Origin of the sequence: Klenkia taihuensis (genome assembly GCF_900112525.1) — a bacterium.
Lineage (GTDB): Bacteria > Actinomycetota > Actinomycetes > Mycobacteriales > Geodermatophilaceae > Klenkia > Klenkia taihuensis.
The window spans coordinates 535583-554129 of sequence record NZ_FOMD01000001.1 but is presented as its reverse complement, the minus strand read 5'-3'; the positions used below and the strand labels follow the sequence as shown (position 1 = coordinate 554129).

Annotated in this window: 17 protein-coding genes; 14 read left to right on the top strand and 3 right to left on the bottom strand. The window is 73.6% G+C overall.

Annotated features, from left to right (window positions below; all coding sequences use genetic code 11):
• The first annotated feature begins 10 nt into the window (after positions 1-10).
• The 5 genes from BM158_RS02715 (at position 11) to BM158_RS02695 (ending at position 4849) form a co-directional block, all read left to right on the top strand.
• Positions 11-880, top strand: coding sequence for an SDR family NAD(P)-dependent oxidoreductase (locus BM158_RS02715; RefSeq protein WP_229827496.1), 870 nt, complete (start codon positions 11-13; stop codon positions 878-880).
• Between the two features lie 18 nt (positions 881-898).
• Entirely contained in the window at positions 899-1309 is a 411-nt protein-coding gene (locus BM158_RS02710; RefSeq protein WP_091554487.1) for an anthrone oxygenase family protein, read from the top strand.
• Positions 1310-1326: 17 nt separating this feature from the next.
• Positions 1327-2265 carry an oxygenase MpaB family protein gene (locus BM158_RS02705; protein WP_091554485.1) on the top strand — a complete coding sequence of 313 codons (939 nt, stop codon included), beginning with the start codon at positions 1327-1329 and terminating at the stop codon, positions 2263-2265.
• Between the two features lie 93 nt (positions 2266-2358).
• Positions 2359-3594 carry a threonine ammonia-lyase IlvA gene (gene ilvA, locus BM158_RS02700; RefSeq protein WP_091554483.1) on the top strand — a complete coding sequence of 412 codons (1236 nt, stop codon included), beginning with the start codon at positions 2359-2361 and terminating at the stop codon, positions 3592-3594.
• Between the two features lie 115 nt (positions 3595-3709).
• Entirely contained in the window at positions 3710-4849 is a 1140-nt protein-coding gene (locus BM158_RS02695; RefSeq protein ID WP_091554481.1) for an LLM class flavin-dependent oxidoreductase, read from the top strand.
• A 121-nt stretch (positions 4850-4970) separates the two neighbouring features.
• Here the strand turns inward: BM158_RS02695 and BM158_RS02690 are convergent, their stop codons facing one another.
• Positions 4971-7295: a transketolase-like TK C-terminal-containing protein gene (locus tag BM158_RS02690; protein ID WP_091554479.1), complete on the bottom strand. Its 2325-nt coding sequence runs from the start codon at positions 7293-7295 to the stop codon at positions 4971-4973.
• A gap of 189 nt (positions 7296-7484) precedes the next feature.
• Here BM158_RS02690 and BM158_RS02685 point away from each other — a divergent pair, with 189 nt between their 5' ends.
• Positions 7485-8456, top strand: coding sequence for an AraC family transcriptional regulator (locus BM158_RS02685; protein ID WP_207506122.1), 972 nt, complete (start codon positions 7485-7487; stop codon positions 8454-8456).
• Between the two features lie 17 nt (positions 8457-8473).
• Positions 8474-9388: an SCO6745 family protein gene (locus tag BM158_RS02680; protein ID WP_091554476.1), complete on the top strand. Its 915-nt coding sequence runs from the start codon at positions 8474-8476 to the stop codon at positions 9386-9388.
• An 85-nt stretch (positions 9389-9473) separates the two neighbouring features.
• Here BM158_RS02680 and BM158_RS02675 read toward each other — a convergent pair whose 3' ends face one another.
• Both BM158_RS02675 and BM158_RS02670 read right to left on the bottom strand, forming a co-directional pair.
• Positions 9474-10493, bottom strand: coding sequence for a zinc-dependent alcohol dehydrogenase (locus BM158_RS02675; RefSeq protein WP_165628813.1), 1020 nt, complete (start codon positions 10491-10493; stop codon positions 9474-9476).
• Positions 10490-11011 (bottom strand): DinB family protein, encoded by a 522-nt coding sequence (locus BM158_RS02670; RefSeq protein WP_165628812.1) that lies wholly within the window; start codon positions 11009-11011, stop codon positions 10490-10492. The genes BM158_RS02675 and BM158_RS02670 overlap by 4 nt, the downstream gene beginning before the upstream one ends.
• 191 nt (positions 11012-11202) lie before the next feature.
• Between BM158_RS02670 and BM158_RS02665 the strand changes: the two genes are divergently transcribed.
• The 7 genes from BM158_RS02665 (at position 11203) to BM158_RS02635 (ending at position 18541) form a co-directional block, all read left to right on the top strand.
• The gene (locus BM158_RS02665; RefSeq protein ID WP_091554471.1) at positions 11203-12405 is read left to right on the top strand and encodes a CaiB/BaiF CoA transferase family protein; all 1203 of its coding nucleotides are present in this window, start codon (positions 11203-11205) and stop codon (positions 12403-12405) included.
• Entirely contained in the window at positions 12406-13326 is a 921-nt protein-coding gene (locus tag BM158_RS02660) for a hydroxymethylglutaryl-CoA lyase (RefSeq protein ID WP_229827497.1), read from the top strand.
• The gene (locus BM158_RS02655) at positions 13323-13856 is read left to right on the top strand and encodes an NADPH-dependent FMN reductase (protein WP_091554469.1); all 534 of its coding nucleotides are present in this window, start codon (positions 13323-13325) and stop codon (positions 13854-13856) included. The genes BM158_RS02660 and BM158_RS02655 overlap by 4 nt, the downstream gene beginning before the upstream one ends.
• A gap of 98 nt (positions 13857-13954) precedes the next feature.
• On the top strand, positions 13955-15445 hold the full coding sequence (locus tag BM158_RS02650; protein WP_091554467.1) for an aldehyde dehydrogenase: 1491 nt from the start codon (positions 13955-13957) through the stop codon (positions 15443-15445).
• A gap of 3 nt (positions 15446-15448) precedes the next feature.
• Positions 15449-15931 carry a flavin reductase family protein gene (locus tag BM158_RS02645; protein WP_229827498.1) on the top strand — a complete coding sequence of 161 codons (483 nt, stop codon included), beginning with the start codon at positions 15449-15451 and terminating at the stop codon, positions 15929-15931.
• Positions 15928-17187, top strand: a complete 1260-nt coding sequence (locus BM158_RS02640) for a bifunctional 3,4-dihydroxy-2-butanone-4-phosphate synthase/GTP cyclohydrolase II (protein ID WP_091554465.1) — start codon at positions 15928-15930, stop codon at positions 17185-17187. The genes BM158_RS02645 and BM158_RS02640 overlap by 4 nt, the downstream gene beginning before the upstream one ends.
• Before the next feature lie 154 nt (positions 17188-17341).
• Positions 17342-18541 carry an LLM class flavin-dependent oxidoreductase gene (locus tag BM158_RS02635; RefSeq protein WP_207506120.1) on the top strand — a complete coding sequence of 400 codons (1200 nt, stop codon included), beginning with the start codon at positions 17342-17344 and terminating at the stop codon, positions 18539-18541.
• The last annotated feature ends 6 nt before the right edge of the window (positions 18542-18547 follow it).

Here is an 18547-nt window from a genome sequence, read left to right as displayed (position 1 = left end):
GGGGCCAGCGGTGACCTCTCCCCGCACGGCCCTGATCACCGGCGCCTCCAGCGGCATCGGCCGGGCCACCGCCCTGCTCCTGGCCGCCGAGGGCGCCTCGCTCGTGCTGCTCGCCCGCGGCCGCCCCGCGCTGGAGGCCACGGCGCAGGAGTGCCGTGCCGCCGGCGCCGCCGACGTCGTGGTCGAGCCGTGCGACGTCAACGACCGCGAGGCCGTCGCCGACGTCGTCCGCCGGGCCGGGGCGCTGGACCTGGTCGTGCACTCGGCCACCGTGATGGCCTATGGCGACGTGGAGGACCTGCCCGCCGACGTGTTCGACCACGTGGTCGACACCGCGATCAAGGGGACGGCGAACCTGGCCCGCCCCGTGCTGGCGACCTTCCGCCGCCAGCAGCGCGGGGACCTGGTCATCGTCAGCTCGCTGCTGGCCTCGGTCACCGCGCCCACGATGGGCGCCTACTGCACCGCGAAGTGGGGCCAGCTGGGGCTGATCCGCACGCTGCAGCAGGAGACCCGGGACGTGCCCGGCATCCGGGTCGGCGCGGTCGCCCCGGGCGGGGTGAACACCCCGATCTACTACCAGGCCGCGACGGTGCTCGGGAACACCGGTCACCCACCGCCGCCGGTGTACTCCCCGCGCCGGGTCGCCCGCGCGGTGCTCGACGTCGCCGGGTCGCACCGCCGGCTGCGCCAGTCCGGGTTCGCCAACCCGCTGGTCATCGCCGGTTTCCGGCTGGCGCCGCCGGTGTACGACGCGCTGGTCGGGCCGCTGCTGAAGGTGTTCGGCATGGCCCGCGACTCGGTGCCCGCCACCGAGGGCAACGTGTTCGCCTCGGTGCCGGGCAGGAACGCCGAGAAGGGCCCCTGGCACGACCTCTGACCCCGCTACGGTGCGGGCGTGGAGCTGCTGGGCACGCTGACCGCGGTCGGGTGCGCGTTGGTCGGCGGGGTGTTCTTCGCCTTCAGCGGGTTCGTCGTGCCCGCCCTCGCCCGGGCCCCGGACGGCGCCGGCGCGATGCGGGCGGTGAACGTGGCCGCCGTCCGCCCGCCGCTCATGGTGCTGCTGTTCGGGACGGCGGCCGCCTGCGTCGCGGTGCTGGTGGTCGGCCCCGAGGCGCTGGACCGGGTGGGCGCCGCGCTGTACCTGGTGGGCACGGGCGGGGTGACCATCGCGGCGAACGTGCCGCTCAACGACGCGCTGGAGCGCGACCCGGGCACCTGGCCGCGCTACCTGCGCCTGTGGACGCGGTGGAACACGCTGCGCACCGCCGCCGCGACTGCCGCCGCCGTCCTGCTGCTGCTCGGCTGAACCCGCACGATGGGGAGGTGGTGAACCCCTTCGACGCGGCGCGGGCCGCCTTCCGCGGACGGGTGTCCGGGGACCCCACCGGCGCACCGGACTGGGTCCGGGAGATCGCCACGGTCGGCTCCGGCGCGGGCTGGTACGACCCGGACGGCGTGGTGTGGCGGGTGCACGGCGACCTGTCGACGCTGGTCGGCGGGGTGGCGGCGTTGCTGGGCCAGGGCGCGCACCCGCTGGCGCTGGCCGGGGTGCAGCGGCACTCGGCCTACCGCGAGGACCCGTGGAAGCGGCTGGCCGGCACCGCCCGCTGGCTGGTGGTGACCACCTTCGGCTCGGCCGAGCTGGCCGAGCGGGAGTCCGCCCGGGTGCGCGGCATGCACCGCCGGGTGAAGGGCACGCTCCCCGACGGCCGCGCCTACTCCGCCGGCGACCCCGACCTGCTGCGCTGGGTGCACCTGGCCTTCACCGACGCCTTCCTCGCCGCGCAGGACGCCGTCGGCCGGTCGATGACCCGCTACGGCCGCCGCTGGCACGACGACTACGTGCACGACTGGGCGCGCTCGGCCGAGCGGTTGGGCGCCACCGACCTGCCGCACACCCGCGCCGAGCTGGCCGAGGCCATCCGTGCCTGTGCGCCGGTGCTGGAGCCGGTGCCCGACGCCCTGCTGGCCTTCCTGCAGGGCCCGCCCGGGCTGTCGGCGCCGGAGAAGGTGGTCTACGCCGGGTTCTCCGCCGGGGCCGCCCGGCTGGTCTCCCCCACCATCGCCCCGCTGGCCCGGGTGCCGGGCCGGGCGTCGCGCACCCCGCGCGACCGCGCCCAGCTCCTGGTCACCGAGGCCCAGCTGCGCGCCCTCAACCTGGCCCTGGGCTCGCACAGCCCCAGCGAGGAGGCAGCCAGATGGCGCCTGGGGGTGGGCCCCGCCCCCGCCTGGGCCGCACGCACCCCTCCCCCGCCCCGTTGATCATCGTCATCCGCAGCTGAGGACACGCGGCGCCGGGCGCGTCCGGCCTGCACCTGACGATGATCAACTGCGGGCAGGGGAAGATGTCCCCTCGTGGACTTCACCCGCCTCGTCCGCGACGCCGTCGACCGGCTCGACGGCATCGCGCTGCCGACGCCGGTGCAGCGGCTCCCGCGGTTGTCGCAGCTGACCGGCGCCGAGGTCTGGACCAAGCGCGAGGACCTGCAGGTGGGCCGCTCGTACAAGGTGCGCGGCGCCTACAACACGATCGCCCAGCTCGACCCGGGCACCACGGTGGTCACCGCCAGCGCGGGCAACCACGCCCAGGGGTTCGCGTACGCCTGCGCCTCCCTCGGCGTCCGGGGCACCGTCGTCGTCCCCGGCACCACGCCCAAGCAGAAGCGGCAGCGCATCGCGGCCCTCGGCGGCGACGCGATCACGCTGCGGGTCGAGGGCGACACCTACGACGACTCGGCCCGGGTCGCCGCCGAGCTGGCCACCGCGTCGGGCGCCGTCGTCGTCCCCGCCTTCGACGCGCTGTCCACGGTCGCCGGGCAGGCCACCGTCGCCGTCGAGTTCCTGGCCCAGCTGCCGGTCGCGCCCGACGTCGTCGTCCTGCCGGTCGGCGGTGGCGGCCTGCTGGCCGGCTGCGCGACCTGGCTGCGGGAGCACTCCCCCGCCACCCGGGTGGTCGGCGTGGAGCCCGCCGGGGCCGCCGGGATGGCCGCCGCGCTCACGGCGGGCGAGCCGGTCACGCTGGCCGAGATCGACACCTTCGTCGACGGGGCCGCGGTGCGCCGGGCCGGCGAGGTCACCTTCCCGTTGATCCGGGACGCCGGGGTGGAGCTGGTCGCCGTCCCCGAGGGCGCGGTCTGCACCGAGATGCTCGAGCTGTACCAGGTGGACGGCGTGATCGCCGAGCCCGCCGGGGCCCTCGCGACGGCGGCGCTGGCCAGCGGCGCGGTGGCCGTGGAGCCGGGGCAGACGGTGCTGGCACTGCTGAGCGGCGGCAACAACGACGTCAGCCGGTACGCCGAGGTGGTCGAGCGCTCGCTGGTGCACCGCGGGCTCAAGCACTACTTCCTGGTCGAGTTCCCCCAGGAGCCGGGCGCGCTGCGCCGGTTCCTGGACGAGGTGCTCGGCCCGGACGACGACATCGTGCTGTTCGAGTACCAGAAGCGCGACAACCGGGAGACCGGCGCGGCGCTGGTCGGCATCGAGCTCGGCGCCGCCGCCGGGCTCACCCCGCTGCTGGCCCGCATCGCCGCCGGCCCGCTGCGCATCCAGCACCTGGCCCCGGGCACGACGGCCTACCGCTTCCTGGTCTGAACCCTGCGCGCGGCGGCCACCGGGTCGCGCGCAACGGATGGTGCGGCAGGTGTGACCGTCGACACCATCGGGCCGCGGCGGTCGAGACGCGGCCGCCCTGATGCGGAGGTCATCGATGACGCTGCCCATGCACCAGGCCGACGGACTGCTCGGCCACTACAAGCCGGTCACCGAGAATCCGGTCTTCAACGACCAGAAGCTGAAGCTGGGGGTGTTCTCGTCCAACTGCTCCGGTGGCGTGATCATGAGCGACGCGCCCACCGGCTTCCGGGTCACCTGGGACCAGCAGCTCGAGATCGCCCGGACGGCGGACCGGCTGGGCATGGAGGCGATGGTCCCGGTGGGCCGCTGGACCGGCTTCGGCGGCAACACCGACTTCAACGGCGTCTGCTTCGAGACCTACACCTGGGCCGCGGGCCTGGCGCAGGCGACGGAGAACATCGGCATCTTCACCACCACCCACCTGCCCACGATCCACCCCATCGTCGGCGCCAAGATGGCCGCCACCATCGACCACATCTCCAACGGCCGGTTCGGGATGAACGTGGTGATGGGCTGGTTCACGCCCGAGATGGAGCTGTTCGGCAAGAAGCAGCTGGAGCACGACGAGCGGTACGCGTTCGGCCAGGAGTGGCTGGACTTCGCCATGAAGCTGTGGAACGAGGAGGGAACCTTCGACGTCGACGGGACGTACTTCACCTCCCACGGCGCCAAGGCCTTCCCCAAGCCCGTGCAGGCACCCCGTCCGGCGCTGCTGAACGCCGGCGCCTCACCCGCCGGCCAGCGCTTCTCCGCGAAGAACGTCGACATCAACCTCATCGCGCTGCCCACCGAGGAGGCCCCGGCCTACATCAAGGGCATCAAGCAGATGGCCAACGACGAGTACGAGCGCGACATCGACGTCTGGACCTACTGCCTGGTCATCTGCCGGGAGACCGAGAAGGAGGCCAAGGCCGCGCAGCAGGCGATCATCGACGCCGGCGACTGGCCGGGCGCCAACATCATCATGGACGTCCTGGGCATCCAGTCGCAGAGCTTCGGCAGCCAGATCAAGCAGTTCCAGGAGCGCTTCATCGCCGGCTGGGGCGGACCCAACCTGGTCGGCACGCCGGAGCAGGTCGCCGAGCAGTTCCACGAGCTGAGCGAGGCCGGCATGGGCGGGGCCATCTTCGGCTTCCACGACTACGCCAAGGAGCTCGAGGAGTTCGGCGCCGAGGTCATGCCGATCATGAAGAAGAACGGCCTGCGCCACTGACCTCCCGCGGCCGCAGCGTGGATCAACCTCCCTGATCAAGGTTCGTCCTCCTGCACCAGATTTCGTGCAGGAGGACGGACTTCGATCAACTCCCCTGATCAACGCTGGCCGCGCGGGGGCCTCAGTCGAGGAGGTCGAGGGCGGCGGCGACCACCGAGTCGGTGTCGATGCCGTGGTGCCGGTAGACGCTGGCCAGGTCGCCGGACTGCCCGAACCGCGTCACGCCCAGGTGCACGGCCGGGACCCGGTGGATGCCCGCGAGGAACGCCAGCGTGTGCGGGTGCCCGTCGAGCACGGTGACCATCGGTGCGGCCCGGTCGGCGGGGAAGGCCTGGTCGAGCACCGCGGTGGGGGCGTCGTCCTGGCCGCGGCGGGCCTGCAGCGCGCGGAACAGCAGCCCCGGCGAGGTGAGCACCACGACGTCGGCGGGGTGGCCCAGGCCGGTGAGCCGGTCGGCGGCCTGGATCCCCTCGGGGACGAGCGCACCCATCGTCACCACGGTGACCGCGGGGTCGGGCACCCGCCGCAGCGCGTACGCCCCGGCCACCACCTGACGACGGCGGCGCTCGCGGGCCGCCGGGTCCTCCGGCACCGCGGCCAGGCTCTGGTCCACCGGCCGGGTCGACAGCCGCAGGTAGGCGCTGGTCCCGCCCGGCTTGCCCAGCCGACCCAGCGAGGCCAGCAGGCACCACTCGGTGTCCAGGGCGAAGGCGGGTTCGTAGGTGACGACGCCGGGCTGCTCCAGCCCGATGGACGGCGTGGTGATCGACTGGTGCGCGCCACCCTCGCCGGCCAGCGTCACCCCCGACGGCGTCCCGACCAGGATCGACTGGCCCCCGGCGTAGACCCCGAAGCTCCACGGCTCCAGCGCCCGGGAGACGAACGGGTCGTACATGACGCCGATCGGCAGCAGCGGCTGCTCCCACCGGTTCCACGTGGAACCCAACTCACCCATCAGCCCGACCAGGTTGACCTCGGCGATGCCCAGCTCCACGTGCTGGCCGCTGGGCCGCTCCCGCCAGTGCAGGATCGTCTCGGGGTCGTCGGAGAACCAGTCGCGCCGGTCCTCGGCGGCCCACACGCCGACCTTGTTCACCCAGCCGCCCAGGTTGGTGGAGCTCGAGACGTCGGGGCTGACGGTCACGATGCGGGCGCCGGCCTCGGGCGCGGCCCGGTTCAGGTCCAGCAGCGTGCGGCCCAGCGCGGCCTGGGTGGTGCCGGTGCCGTTCGGCGTCCGGCCCAGGTCACCGGGGACCGACGGCGCCGGTGCGCCCTGGTGCGGGGTGCGGTGCAGCCGGTCGGCGGCCGCGGCCAGCAGCCGGCCGGGGCCCGATGCCGGGTCGAAGCGCTGCCACGGGTCGGCCGGGTCCACGCCCACCCGGTCGGCCAGCTCGTGCAGCTGGGCCTCGGTGAGCAGCGCGGAGTGGTTCTGCGGGTGGCCCTCGATGGCCAGGCCGTAGCCCTTGAGCGTGTACGCCAGCACCACGGTGGGGCGGGTGTCGTCGATCTGGGCGAACGCCGTCCGCAGCGCTGCCAGGTCGTGCCCGCCGAGGTTGCGCACCGCGGCGACCAGGTCGTCGTCGGCGACCCCGGCGATCAGGCCGGCGATCGCGGCGGCCCCGGCGCCGTCCCCGGGCAGGTGCTCGCGCAGCTCGCCGGCCGAGCGGCGCAGCATCCGCTGGTACTCGGGGTTGGTCATCTCGTCGATCCGGTCGCGCAGCTCGGGGCCGCCCTCGCGGGTGTAGAGCTCCTCGAGCAGGGCGCCGTACTTCACGGTGAGCACCTGCCAGCCGGCCGCGGCGAACATGCCCTGCAGCCGGGTCGCGCCGAAGGTCGGGACGACGCGGTCCAGGGACTGCCGGTTGAGGTCGACGACCCAGCAGACCTCGCCCAGCTCGGCCACCATCGGGTCGACCACGGCCTCCCACACCGCGCCCTCGTCGAGCTCGGCGTCGCCGACCAGCGACCACTGCCGGCCCGCGCCGCCCGTGCCGAACTGGGTGTTGACGTAGCGGCGGGCGATCGCGCCCCAGATCGGCGCGGTGGCCCCGATGCCGACCGAGCCGGTGGAGTAGTCGGCGGGCACCGGGTCCTTGAGCCGCGAGGGGTAGGACTGCAGGCCGCCGAACTCACGCAACGTGGTCAGCGCCGACGCCGGCAGCTGGCCGAGCAGGTACTCCAGGGCGTGCAGCACCGGCGAGGCGTGCGGCTTCACCGACACCCGGTCCTCCGGGCCCAGGGTCTCCAGCCACAGCGCGGTCATGATCGTGGTGATCGACGCCGACGACGCCTGGTGGCCGCCCACCTTGAGCCCGGTCGGGTTGGGCCGCACCCGGTTGGCGTGGTCCACGATCGCGCTGGCCAGCCAGAGCACCCGCTGCTCGACCTCGCGGAGGGCGGCGTCGTCGGTGCTGGTGCCGGCAGCGTTGGCGAGGGTGGCGGTCATGCACCCAGCTTGACCGACCGTCCGGGCCCCCGGCCAGCCGCATGCTGCAGCCCGGCATCCGCCCCGTGCGCTGCGCGGACACCGCCGCGCGCCCAGCGGCTGGCGTTCCGGTGGTGCACGACCTAGATTGCGGGCGCCAGCTGTGGCCCGTGCCACATCCGAGACGACGTCGTCCGTGCGGAGGTGACCGTGGACCAGCCCCTGTCGCGGTTCCCGGTGGTCGGCACGCGCAGCCTCGAGGAGGCGCAGGACGCCGTCACCCGGGTCTACCTCCAGCACGACCTGACCGCACGCGGGGACCAGGTCGCGATGCACCTCAACGCCGTCACGGACCGGAACTTCACCCTCGGGTACCTGACCTACGGTGCGCAGACCGAGCTGGTCATGCCACCCACCGAGGACTGCTACCACGTCAACCTCACCACCGCGGGCTCCACCGACGCCGACAGGTCCGACGGCGCCCGCACCCGCACCGAGGCCCGCACCTCGGGGGCGGTGCTCAACCCCAAGCAGCGCAACACCGTGCGCTGGACCCCCGACGCCGAGCAGCTGATCCTGAAGATCCCCCGTGCCAGCCTGGAGTCCCACCTCGGCGACCTGATCGGCCGGTCGGTGGCCGAGGTGGTCGACTTCGACTTCGGCCTGGACCTCACCGACCCGGCCGGGCAGTCGCTGCTGAACTCGGTGGAGTTCCTGGCCCGCGAGCTCGACCGCCCCGGTGGGCTCGCGGAGATGCCGCTGGCCCGCGAGCAGCTCGAGGCGTTCGTGATGACCCAGCTGCTGCACGCCGGCCGGCACCAGTTCTCCGACGCCCTCGCCGCCCCCGCCCGGGCCCTCGAGCACGGCCGGCTCGCCCCGGTGGTCGCCTACCTCGAGGAGCACGCCGACGAGGCGCTCACCCCGCAGGAGCTGGCGCGGGTGGGCTGCATGAGCGTGCGCACCCTGCACGCGGCCTTCCAGCAGCAGTACGGCGAGTCCCCGATGAGCTACCTGCGCCGGGTCCGGCTGGACCGGGTGCGCACCGAGCTCGTGCACGCCGACCCCAGCACGGTGCGGGTCACCGACGTCGCCGTGCGCTGGGGCTTCTTCCACCAGAGCCGCTTCGCCCAGCAGTACCGGGACCGCTTCGGCGAGCTCCCGTCCGCCACCCTCCGCCACTGACCCGGGAGACCACACTCGTGGACTACGACGAACTGTCCGCCGCCTTCCTCGCCGAGCCCTCCGCCGGCCGGCCCGCCCCGCGCATCCCCACCGGCGCCGCCCGGTCACTGCGGGACGCCGCCGAGCCGCTGGCCACCATCGGCTTCTGGGGCAAGCCGGCCTACGCCGCGATGGAGGCCCTCGGCCTGGAGTTCCTGACCGGCTACGTCTGGGGCCGCACCGCGCCCATGGGCGAGCCCACCCCGCCGGTCGTCGTCGCCGCGTTCGGGGTGTTCGAGCCCGGGCTGATCGCCTCCCTGTACGACCAGGCCCGCGGGATCGCCTCGCGCGAGGACGTGCTGGCCGCCCGGGAGAAGGGCGCGGTGGACTCGCTGCACGAGGTGCTCGGCGACGTCCCGACCGGCGAGGTCGAGACCGCCGTCGCGCAGCTGCGCCGGGCCACCGACGTCGCCGTCGCCGACGTCACCGGCCGGCCGCTGGTGGCGGGCCTGGCCTCGCTGGAGTGGCCGACCGACCCGTGGGGCCAGCTGTGGCACGCGCTGAACATCCTGCGCGAGTACCGCGGCGACACCCACCAGGCGGCCAACGTCGCCGCGGGGCTCTCGGGCGTGCAGATGAACCTGGTGACCGAGTACTGGATCGGCTGGGAGCCCCGCGCCTACGCCGGCACCCGCGCCTGGGCCCCGGAGGTCATGGACGCCGCCGACGCCGACCTGCGCGAGCGCGGCTGGCTGGCCGACGGCGAGCTGACCGCCACCGGCCGGGCCGAGCGCGACCGCATCGAGCAGGTCACCGACGAGGCGATGACCCGGGTGCTGGCCCCGATCGGCGACGACATCGCGTCGCTGACCGCGCAGCTGGACGGGTGGAGCAACCGCATCGTCGCCGCGGGCGCGGCGCCGTCCGACCCCTACAAGCGCGTCAGCGGGTAGCCGACCCAGGCAGAGGAGCCCATGCACCCGGCCACGGGCCTCGTGAGCGGGTGCATGGGCTCCCATGCCTGGTGGAGCGGGGGCGTCAGGGCTCGAGCAGGACCTTGATGGCGCCGTCCCGCTTGGTGCTGGCGACCTCGAAGGCCTCCGGGGCCTCGTCGAGGGAGAACCGGTGCGTGACCAGCGGGGACAGGTCGACCCGGCCGGCGCGGATGAGCTCCAGCGAGCGCTCGTACTGCCCGCGCCCGCCGTTGCCGCCGACCCCGAACACGGTCGCGGTCTTGAGCATCATCGGGACGACGGGGATGCCCGGGAGGTCGTTGGCGTAGCCGATGAAGCTGGCCTTGCCCTCCTTGCGCACCAGGTCGATCACCGACGCCGACGCCGCGGGCGCGCCCGAGGTCTCCACGACGATGTCGGCACCGCGCCCGCCGTGCATCTCCAGCACCCGGTCGACCAGGCCGTCGGTGCGGCTGTCCAGGCAGTCGGTCGCCCCGAAGGCCCGGGAGACCTCGAAGACCTCCTCGCGGACATCGGTCACGGTCAGCCGGCCGGCCCCGGAGAGCGCGGCGAACCGCGCCACGGCCAGCCCGATCGGGCCCTGGCCGAGCACCAGCACCGAGTCGCCCAGCTTGATCTGCAGCCGGTCGATGCAGTTCAGCGCGACGGCGAAGGGCTCCAGCAGCGCCGCGCCCCAGATCGGCACGCCGTCGGGGATGGGCACCAGGTTCACCCGCGGGACGGCGACCAGCTCGGCGAAGCAGCCGTCGCTCCACAGCCCGATGAGCTTCTTGTTCGGGCAGTCCAGCGAGGGCCCGTCGACGCAGGCCGCGCAGTTCCCGCACGGCAGCGAGGGCTTGACCGCGAACTGCTGGCCCACCAGCGACTCGTCGACGCCCTCGCCGACCGAGACCACGGTGCCGGCGAAGTCGTGCCCGGGCACCCGGGGGAAGGGCGAGTCGATGCGGCCCTCGAACTGGTGGGCGTCGGTGCCGCACAGCGAGGCGACGTCGACGTGCACCACCACGTGCAGCGGGTCGGCGGTGGGGTCCGGGCGCTCCTGGACCTCGACCTGCCCGACCCCGGTGAGGACGACGGCCTTCACGCGGCGTCCTCGCCGGTGTACCCCTCGGGGACGACGAACCGCTCGGGCAGCTTGCCGCGGGAGGCGAGGACGGCGTGCAGCTGGTCGCGGTGGTGCACGACGTGGCCGACGATGATCGGCAGCCACTCGGCCACCGTCATCCGGCCCAGCGTGGTGATCTCCACCGAGCGCTCGAGGATCTCCGGGGTGTGGTTGGGCATCGTCGAGACCATCGTGCGGCGCAGCGAGGCGATCTTGTCCGCGGCCTCGGCTGCGGTGGGCGGGATGGCCCCGATGGTGTCGTGACCGATCTCCTCCCGGAAGAAGAAGTCCAGGTCGGGGTCGGCCTGCAGCCGGGCGACGTCGGCCACCCAGAGCAGCCCGGCCAGGGTCATGTGGCTGACCACGGTGGCGCCGGTCCAGCCGCCGCCCGGGTCGGCCACGTGCAGGTCGCCGTCCGGGATGCTGCGCAGCAGCTCCTCGACGGCGGTCAGGGTGCGGTCGGCGATCCGCGTCTGCGTCTCGACGATGTCGGACATGGTGCTCCCGTCGTCTGGCCGGGCTGCGGTGCCCGGCGTCACGGGGAAAGGTAGGGCGCAACGCATGTGGGGTCCAGAGGGCCTCCGCAGGCGTGCGCTCTGCGGATGCAGGTCCGCCGGGCGCGGATGGTCCGGGCCCGGCGGCCTCCCTACCGTCGGCCCCGTCCCCGCACGACGACGTGAGGAGCTCGATGACCGCCGGAGCGCTGGAGGGCATCCGGGTGCTGGAGATCGGCACCCTGATCGCCGGGCCGTTCGCGGGGCGTCTCCTGGGTGACCAGGGTGCCGACGTGATCAAGGTCGAGGCCCCCGACCGGCCCGACCCGCTGCGCACCTGGGGCCAGGCCCACGAGGACGGCCGCGGCTTCTTCTGGACCGTGCACGCCCGCAACAAGCGCTGCATCACCCTGGACCTGCGGAGCGCGCGGGGCCAGGAGCTCTTCCTGGCCCTCGCCGCCGACGCCGACGTGGTGGTGGAGAGCTTCCGGCCCGGCACGCTCGAGCGCTGGGGCCTGGGCTACGACCGGTTGTCGGCGGCCAACCCCGGCCTGGTGCTCGCCCGGGTGTCGGGCTACGGGCAGACCGGGCCGATGGCCGCCCAGCCCGGCTACGCCAGCGTCGCCGAGGCCCGCGCCGGCCTGCGGTTCGTCACCGGCTTCCCGGGCCAGCCGCCGGTGCGGATGGCGCTGTCGATCGGCGACTCGCTGGCCGGCATGTTCGCCTGCCAGGGCATCCTCACCGCGCTGGTCGCCCGGGCCCGCACCGGCCGCGGCCAGGTGGTCGACGCCGCGCTGACCGACTCCTGCCTGGCCGTCACCGAGTCGATGGTCCCGGACTACTCCCGCGCCGGGTTGGTGCGCCAGCCCAGCGGCACCCGGCTGGACGCGATCGCGCCGTCCAACAGCTACCGGACCGCCGACGGCACCTTCGTCATCATCGCGGCCAACCAGGACACCCTGTTCCGCCGGCTGTGCACCGCGATGGGGCGGCCCGAGCTCGCCGACGACGAGCGCTACGCCACGCACACCGCCCGCGCCCGGCACCAGGACGAGCTCGACGACCTCATCGGCGCCTGGGCGGTGCAGCTCCCGCCCGAGGAGGTGGTGGCCCGCTGCAGCGGCGCCGGCGTCGTCGTCGGCCCGGTGGCCACGGTCGCCGACGTCGCGGTGGACGAGCAGTTCCTGGCCCGGGGCATGCTGGTGGACCACCACGACCTCGGCGTGGACGCCGACGTGCTCGGCCCCGGTGTGGTGCCGCAGCTGTCGGCGACACCGGGGACGGTGAAGTGGGCGGGCCCGCCGAGGCCGGGGTGGCACAACACCGAGGTCTACGGGGAACTGCTGGGCCTCTCCGAGTCCGACGTGGCGGCACTGGCCGCCGAAGGGGTGATCTGAGTGCAGCTGCCACCGAGGGTCGACGTCCGCGAGGTCGGGATGCGCGACGGCCTGCAGCTGGAGGACCCGGTCCCGCTGGAGGCCAAGCTCGAGATGCTGGAGGCCCTCGTCGCCACCGGCGTGCAGCGCATCGAGGTGACCTCCTTCGTGTCCCCGAAGGCGGTGCCCGCCCTGGCCGACGCCGACCAGGTCGCCGCGGCGCTGGGCCGGTACGAGGGTGTGCACTTCTCCGCGCTGGTGGCCAACCTGCGCGGCGCGCAGCGCGCGGTGGACGCCGGGATCCCGCACCTGGAGTACGTGGTCAGCGCCGCCGACTCGCACTCCCGGGCCAACGCCGGCAAGCCCACCACCGAGGCCGCCGACGCCATCGGCGCCATCGCCGAGGTCTCGCACGCCGCCGGCGGGTCGCTCGAGGTCATCATCGCCACCGCGTGGGACTGCCCGTTCGACGGACGGACCGATCCGTCCCGCACCCTGGAGGTCGTCGCCACCGCGGTGGCGAACGGTGCCGACCAGCTGTGCCTGGGCGACACGATCGGCACGGTCACCCCGCGGCGCACCGTCGACCTGCTGGATGCCGTCCGCGCGGCCGCACCGGGTCTGCCGCTGGGCGCGCACTTCCACGACACCCGCGGCACCGGCCAGGCCAACGCGCTGGCCGCCGTCCAGGCGGGGGTGACCCAGCTGGACGCGTCGGTCGGCGGGCTCGGTGGGTGCCCGTTCGCCCCCGGGGCCAGCGGCAACATCGCCACCGAGGAGCTCGTCTACTGGCTCGCCGACTCCGGCGTGGAGACCGGCATCGACCTGGACCGGGTGCTGGCCGCGGCCGCCGTCACCGAGCGGGCCGTCGAGCACCCGTTGCCGAGCTCGCTGTACCGGGCGGGCGGGGCGAACCAGCCGCGCGGGGAGTACCGGTCGTGAAGGTGCTGGGCGTCGTCGGCAGCCCCTCGGTCGGGGGCCGCACCGACGCCGGCGTCGCCGGCGTGCTGGCCGGCTGCGAGGGTGCGGAGACCGATCGGCTCAGCCTGGCCGACACCGACATCGCCACCGTGCTCGACGCGGTGGAGGCCGCCGACGCCGTCGTCTTCGGCAGCCCCACCTACCGGGCGTCGTTCTCCGCGCTGCTCCGCAGCCTGTTCGAGTCCGCCGAGCGCGGCCGGTACACAACCGAGACCAAGGCCCACCTGGCCGGCACGACGGCCGCGGTCGTGATGACGTGCAACGCCGCCGAGCACTTCCTCGCACAGGACTCGCTGCGCAGCCTGCTCGCCGGGTTCTACGGCTGCCAGGTGCTCAGCCCCGGCCTGGTGCTCACCCACCCGCACTTCGACGGCACCGAGCTCACCGCCGACGCCGCCGAGCTGGCCGCCTCCCACGGGCGCGCGCTGGTCGACCTGACCCGTGCCGTCCAGGGGTCGGCGGCCATCCGCGCACTGCAACCGCAGGTCTAGCGCTGCGCGGACACAGGTCGGCGGACAACGGATGGTCGCCGACCGGCACGTCTCCCTACCGTTGCCGTGACCGGCACTACACCGAGAAGGAGCAGTCGATGACGACCGCGACGTCCACCGAGCTCGAGTCCTTCGGGCTGTTCATCGGCGGCAAGACCGTCGACGCCCGCTCGGGCAAGACCTTCGAGTCGCAGAACCCCTACACCGGCCAGGCCTGGGCGGTGCTCGCCGACGGCGCCCCCGAGGACGTCGACGAGGCCGTGGCCTCGGCCCGCACCGCCTTCGAGGGCGAGTGGGGCCAGATGACCGGCTTCCAGCGCAGCGCGATCATGCGCAAGTGCGGCGACGCGATCCTGGCCAACGCCGAGCGGCTGGCCCAGCTCGAGGTCAACGACTCCGGCAAGCTGATGCGCGAGATGCTCGGCCAGCTCAAGGGGCTGCCGAACTGGTACTACTACTTCGCCGGGCTGGCCGACAAGATCGAGGGCCGCACCGTCCCGCCGGTCAACCCGAACTACTTCGGCTACACCGTGCGCGAGCCGGTCGGCGTCGTCGGCGCCATCACGCCGTGGAACTCCCCGCTGCTGCTGCTGACCTTCAAGCTGGCCCCGCTGCTGGCCGCCGGCAACACCTGCGTGGTCAAGCCCTCGGAGCACTCCCCCGCCTCCACCGTCGCCTTCGCCCAGGTGCTGCACGAGGCCGGGCTGCCCGCGGGCGTGCTCAACGTGGTCACCGGCTGGGACCGCTCCACCGGTGAGGCGCTCGCTTCCCACGAGGGCGTGGACAAGGTCGCGTTCACCGGCTCCACCGCCACCGGTGCCGCCGTCGCCCGGGCCGCGGTGAGCAACCTCAACCGGGTCACCCTGGAGCTCGGCGGCAAGAGCCCCCAGATCGTCTTCCCCGACGCCGACCTCGACGCCGCCGCCAACGGCCTGGTGGCGGGTGTCTTCGCGGCCACCGGGCAGACCTGCATGGCCGGCTCGCGGCTGATCGTGCACGCCGACGTGCACGACGCCCTGGTGGAGAAGATCGCCGCCCGGGCGAACGAGATCGTGCTGGGCGACCCCAACGACGCCGACACCGAGATGGGCCCGGTCGCCAACCGGCCCCAGTACGAGAAGGTGCTCGGCTACCTCGAGGGCGCCGCGGCCGAGGGCGCCACCTTCGCCTGCGGCGGCGAGCCGGCCGCCGAGCTGGGCGGGCTGTTCGTCAAGCCGACCGTGGTCACCAACGTGACGCCGGAGAACACCATCGTCCGCGAGGAGGTGTTCGGGCCGGTGCTCGCCGCCTACACCTTCACCGACGAGGACGAGGCGCTGAAGCTGGCCAACGACACCCCCTACGGCCTGGCCGGGGCGGTCTGGACCAAGGACGTGCACCGGGCGCACCGGGTGGCCGCGAAGCTGCGGGCCGGCACGGTGTGGGTGAACGCCTACCGCGTGGTCGCGCCCAACATGCCCTTCGGCGGGTTCGGCAACTCCGGCATCGGCCGGGAGAACGGCGTGGACGCGGTCAACGAGTACACCGAGAACAAGTCGGTGTTCATCGAGCTGACCGGCGGGACCCGCGACCCGTTCCAGCTGGGCTGAGCCGTGCTGGCCGAGGCGTTCCGCGAGGTGATGGCCGGGGTCGCCACCCCGGTCTCGGTCATCACCGCGGTGTCGGCCGACGGCGTCCCGCACGGGACGACGGTGTCGGCGTTCGCGTCGCTGTCGATGGACCCGCCGATGGTGCTGGTCTCCCTCGACCGCGGCTCGGACCTGCTGGCCCTGGTCCGGGGCACCGGCCGGTTCGGCGTGAACGTGCTCGGCTCCACCCAGTCGGCGCTGGCGCTGTCCTTCGCCCGCAAGGGCCCGGACAAGTTCGCCGACGTCGACTGGGTGCCCGACTCCGGCCTGCCCCGGCTGCCCGGCGCTCCCGGGTGGCTGGCCTGCGACGTGGAGTCCCTGGTCGAGGGCGGCGACCACGTCGTCGCCTTCGGCCTCGTCCGGGCCGCGGCCACCGTCGACGGGCAGCCGCTGACCTACCACTCCCGGGTGTTCGGCACCCACGCCGCACTGGAGGTCGCACCGTGAAGCGCACCCCGACCGAGGCCGTGCAGACCGCCGTCGCCGCGCTGGCCGCCGGCGGCATGGTCGTCGTGGTCGACGACGAGGACCGGGAGAACGAGGGCGACCTCATCGTGGCCGCCGAGCTGTGCACCCCGGAGCAGATGGCCTTCGTGGTGCGGCACACCACCGGCATCGTCTGCGCGCCCATGCCCGCCGCGCGGGCCCGGGAGCTGCAGCTGCCGCTGATGGTCACCGACAACACCGACGCCCACGGGACGGCGTTCACCGTGACCGTGGACCACCTCGGCACCTCCACCGGGGTGTCGGCGGCCGACCGGGCGCTCACCGTCCGCTCGCTGACCTCGGCGCCGGCGGAGGAGTTCCGCCGTCCCGGGCACGTGTTCCCGCTGATCGCCCGGGAGGGCGGGGTGCTGGTGCGCGCCGGGCACACCGAGGCCGCCGTCGACCTCACCACCATGGCCGGGTTGTCCGGGGTCGGGGTGATCGGGGAGATCGTCGACGAGGACGGCTCCATGCGCGCCGGGGCCTCCCTCACCGACTTCGCGGCCGAGCACGGGCTGCCGGTGCTGGCGATCGCGGACCTGGTGCGGCACCGCCGGGCCACCGAGACCCTCGTCGAGCTGGTCGGGTCGGCACAGATGCCCACCGAGTTCGGCGAGTTCCGGGCCCTGGCCTACCGCACCACCCTCGACGGCACCGAGCACCTCGCGCTGGTCATGGGCGACCTGGCCGCGGCCTCCCGCACCGGCGCCGGCGCGCTGGTGCGGGTGCACTCGGAGTGCCTGACCGGCGACATCCTCGGCTCGCTGCGCTGCGACTGCGGCGCCCAGCTCGAGCAGGCCCTGGCCACCATCGCTGCCGAGGGGGTCGGGGCGGTGGTCTACCTGCGCGGGCACGAGGGCCGCGGCATCGGCCTGGGACACAAGATCCGCGCCTACGCCCTGCAGGAGCAGGGCCTGGACACCGTGGACGCCAACACCGCCCAGGGCCTGCCCGTCGACAGCCGCTCCTACGGCGTCGGCGCGCAGATCCTCGGCGACCTGGGCGCCACCCGGATCCGGCTGATCACCAACAACCCGGCCAAGTACGGCGGCCTGGAGGGCTACGGCCTCACCATCACCGGCCGGGTCCACCTGCCCACCGCCGAGACCCCCCACAACCTCCGCTACCTGCGCACCAAGCGCGAACGGATGGGCCACGCGGGGGCGCCGGCGCCCGGGCTGTCCACCGTCGTCGACCTCCCCGTCGCCGGCACCTGAAGCCCAGGTCAGGGCGCCGTATCGAGGTCTGCGGCGAACGGTCAGGCGGGTGCGCTGGGCGGCTGTCGGGCGCCGTCCACGGCTCCTAGCGTCGGTGCTGAACGTGGCCCAGCGCACACCGCGCGCGGCCCGCCGACCTGTTGAGGAGCCCCGCGTGACGACCACCGACGACCGTCCCACCCAGCGCGCCAACGAGCGTCTGGGGCTGGCCCCCACCGACCCGCGCCCGCCGGCCGAGACCCAGCCGCGCGCGGACCGCACGACGACCAACCCGCTGTTCAACGACCAGGGCATGAAGCTGGGCCTGTTCGGCACGAACTGCTCCTACGGGCTGATCATGAGCCACGCGGCCAGCAGCTACGAGATCACCTGGGAGCACACCAAGGCGATCGCGCAGAAGGCCGACCGGCTGGGCTTCGAGGCGATGGTGCCGGTCGCGCGCTGGAAGGGCTTCGGCGGTTCGACCAACTTCAACGGCAACTGCTTCGAGACCTACACCTGGGCCGCGGGGCTGGCCGAGGCCACCGAGAACATCGCGATCGCCGCGACCTCGCACCTGCCCACCATGCACCCGATCGTCTCGGCCAAGCAGGCGATGACCATCGACCACATCTCCGGCGGGCGGTTCGTGCTCAACCTGGTCATGGGCTGGGTGACCCCGGAGATGGAGATGTTCGGCCGGGAGCAGCGCGAGCACGACGAGCGCTACGCCTTCGGGCAGGAGTGGATCGACTACGCGGTCAAGCTGTGGACCGAGGAGGGCAGCTTCGACGTCGACGGGAAGTACTTCAACGGCATGGACGTCGAGGCCTACCCCAAGCCGGTGCAGGGGCCCCGGCCGGCGCTGATCAACGCGGGCAACTCCAAGGCCGGCATCGAGTTCTCCGCCCGCAACGTCGACGTCAACTTCGCCTCGCTGGACACCCTGGAGAACGTCACCACCTACACCTCGACGCTCAAGGAGAAGGCCCGCACCGAGCACCAGCGGGACATCCAGACCATGACCTACGGGCTCATCGTCTGCCGCGACACCGAGGCCGAGGCCAAGGCCGCGTTCCAGAACGTGATCGACGAGGGCGACTGGGGCGCCGCCGGCAACGTCATCAAGATCGCCGGATCGGGCGCCTCGCAGTCCTTCGACCACGTGGTGAAGGAGTACCAGGAGCGCTTCATCGCCGGCTGGGGCGGCTACCCGATCGTCGGCACCCCGGAGCAGGTGACCGAGGAGCTGGTGAAGCTCAACCGGGCCGGCATGGACGGCATGATCATGGGCCTCATCGACCCGGTGCAGGAGCTCGACGTCTTCGAGAGCGACATCCTGCCGCTGATGGTGCAGGCGGGCATCCGCCACTGAGACGAC

Excerpts from the sequence above, each read along its gene's own strand:
- BM158_RS02695 (WP_091554481.1), top strand. The coding sequence starts at position 3,710 with ATGACGCTGCCCATGCACCAGGCCGACGGACTGCTCGGCCACTACAAG.
- BM158_RS02690 (WP_091554479.1), bottom strand. The coding sequence starts at position 7,295 with ATGACCGCCACCCTCGCCAACGCTGCCGGCACCAGCACCGACGACGCC.
- BM158_RS02670 (WP_165628812.1), bottom strand. The coding sequence starts at position 11,011 with ATGTCCGACATCGTCGAGACGCAGACGCGGATCGCCGACCGCACCCTG.
- BM158_RS02665 (WP_091554471.1), top strand. The coding sequence starts at position 11,203 with ATGACCGCCGGAGCGCTGGAGGGCATCCGGGTGCTGGAGATCGGCACC.
- BM158_RS02650 (WP_091554467.1), top strand. The coding sequence starts at position 13,955 with ATGACGACCGCGACGTCCACCGAGCTCGAGTCCTTCGGGCTGTTCATC.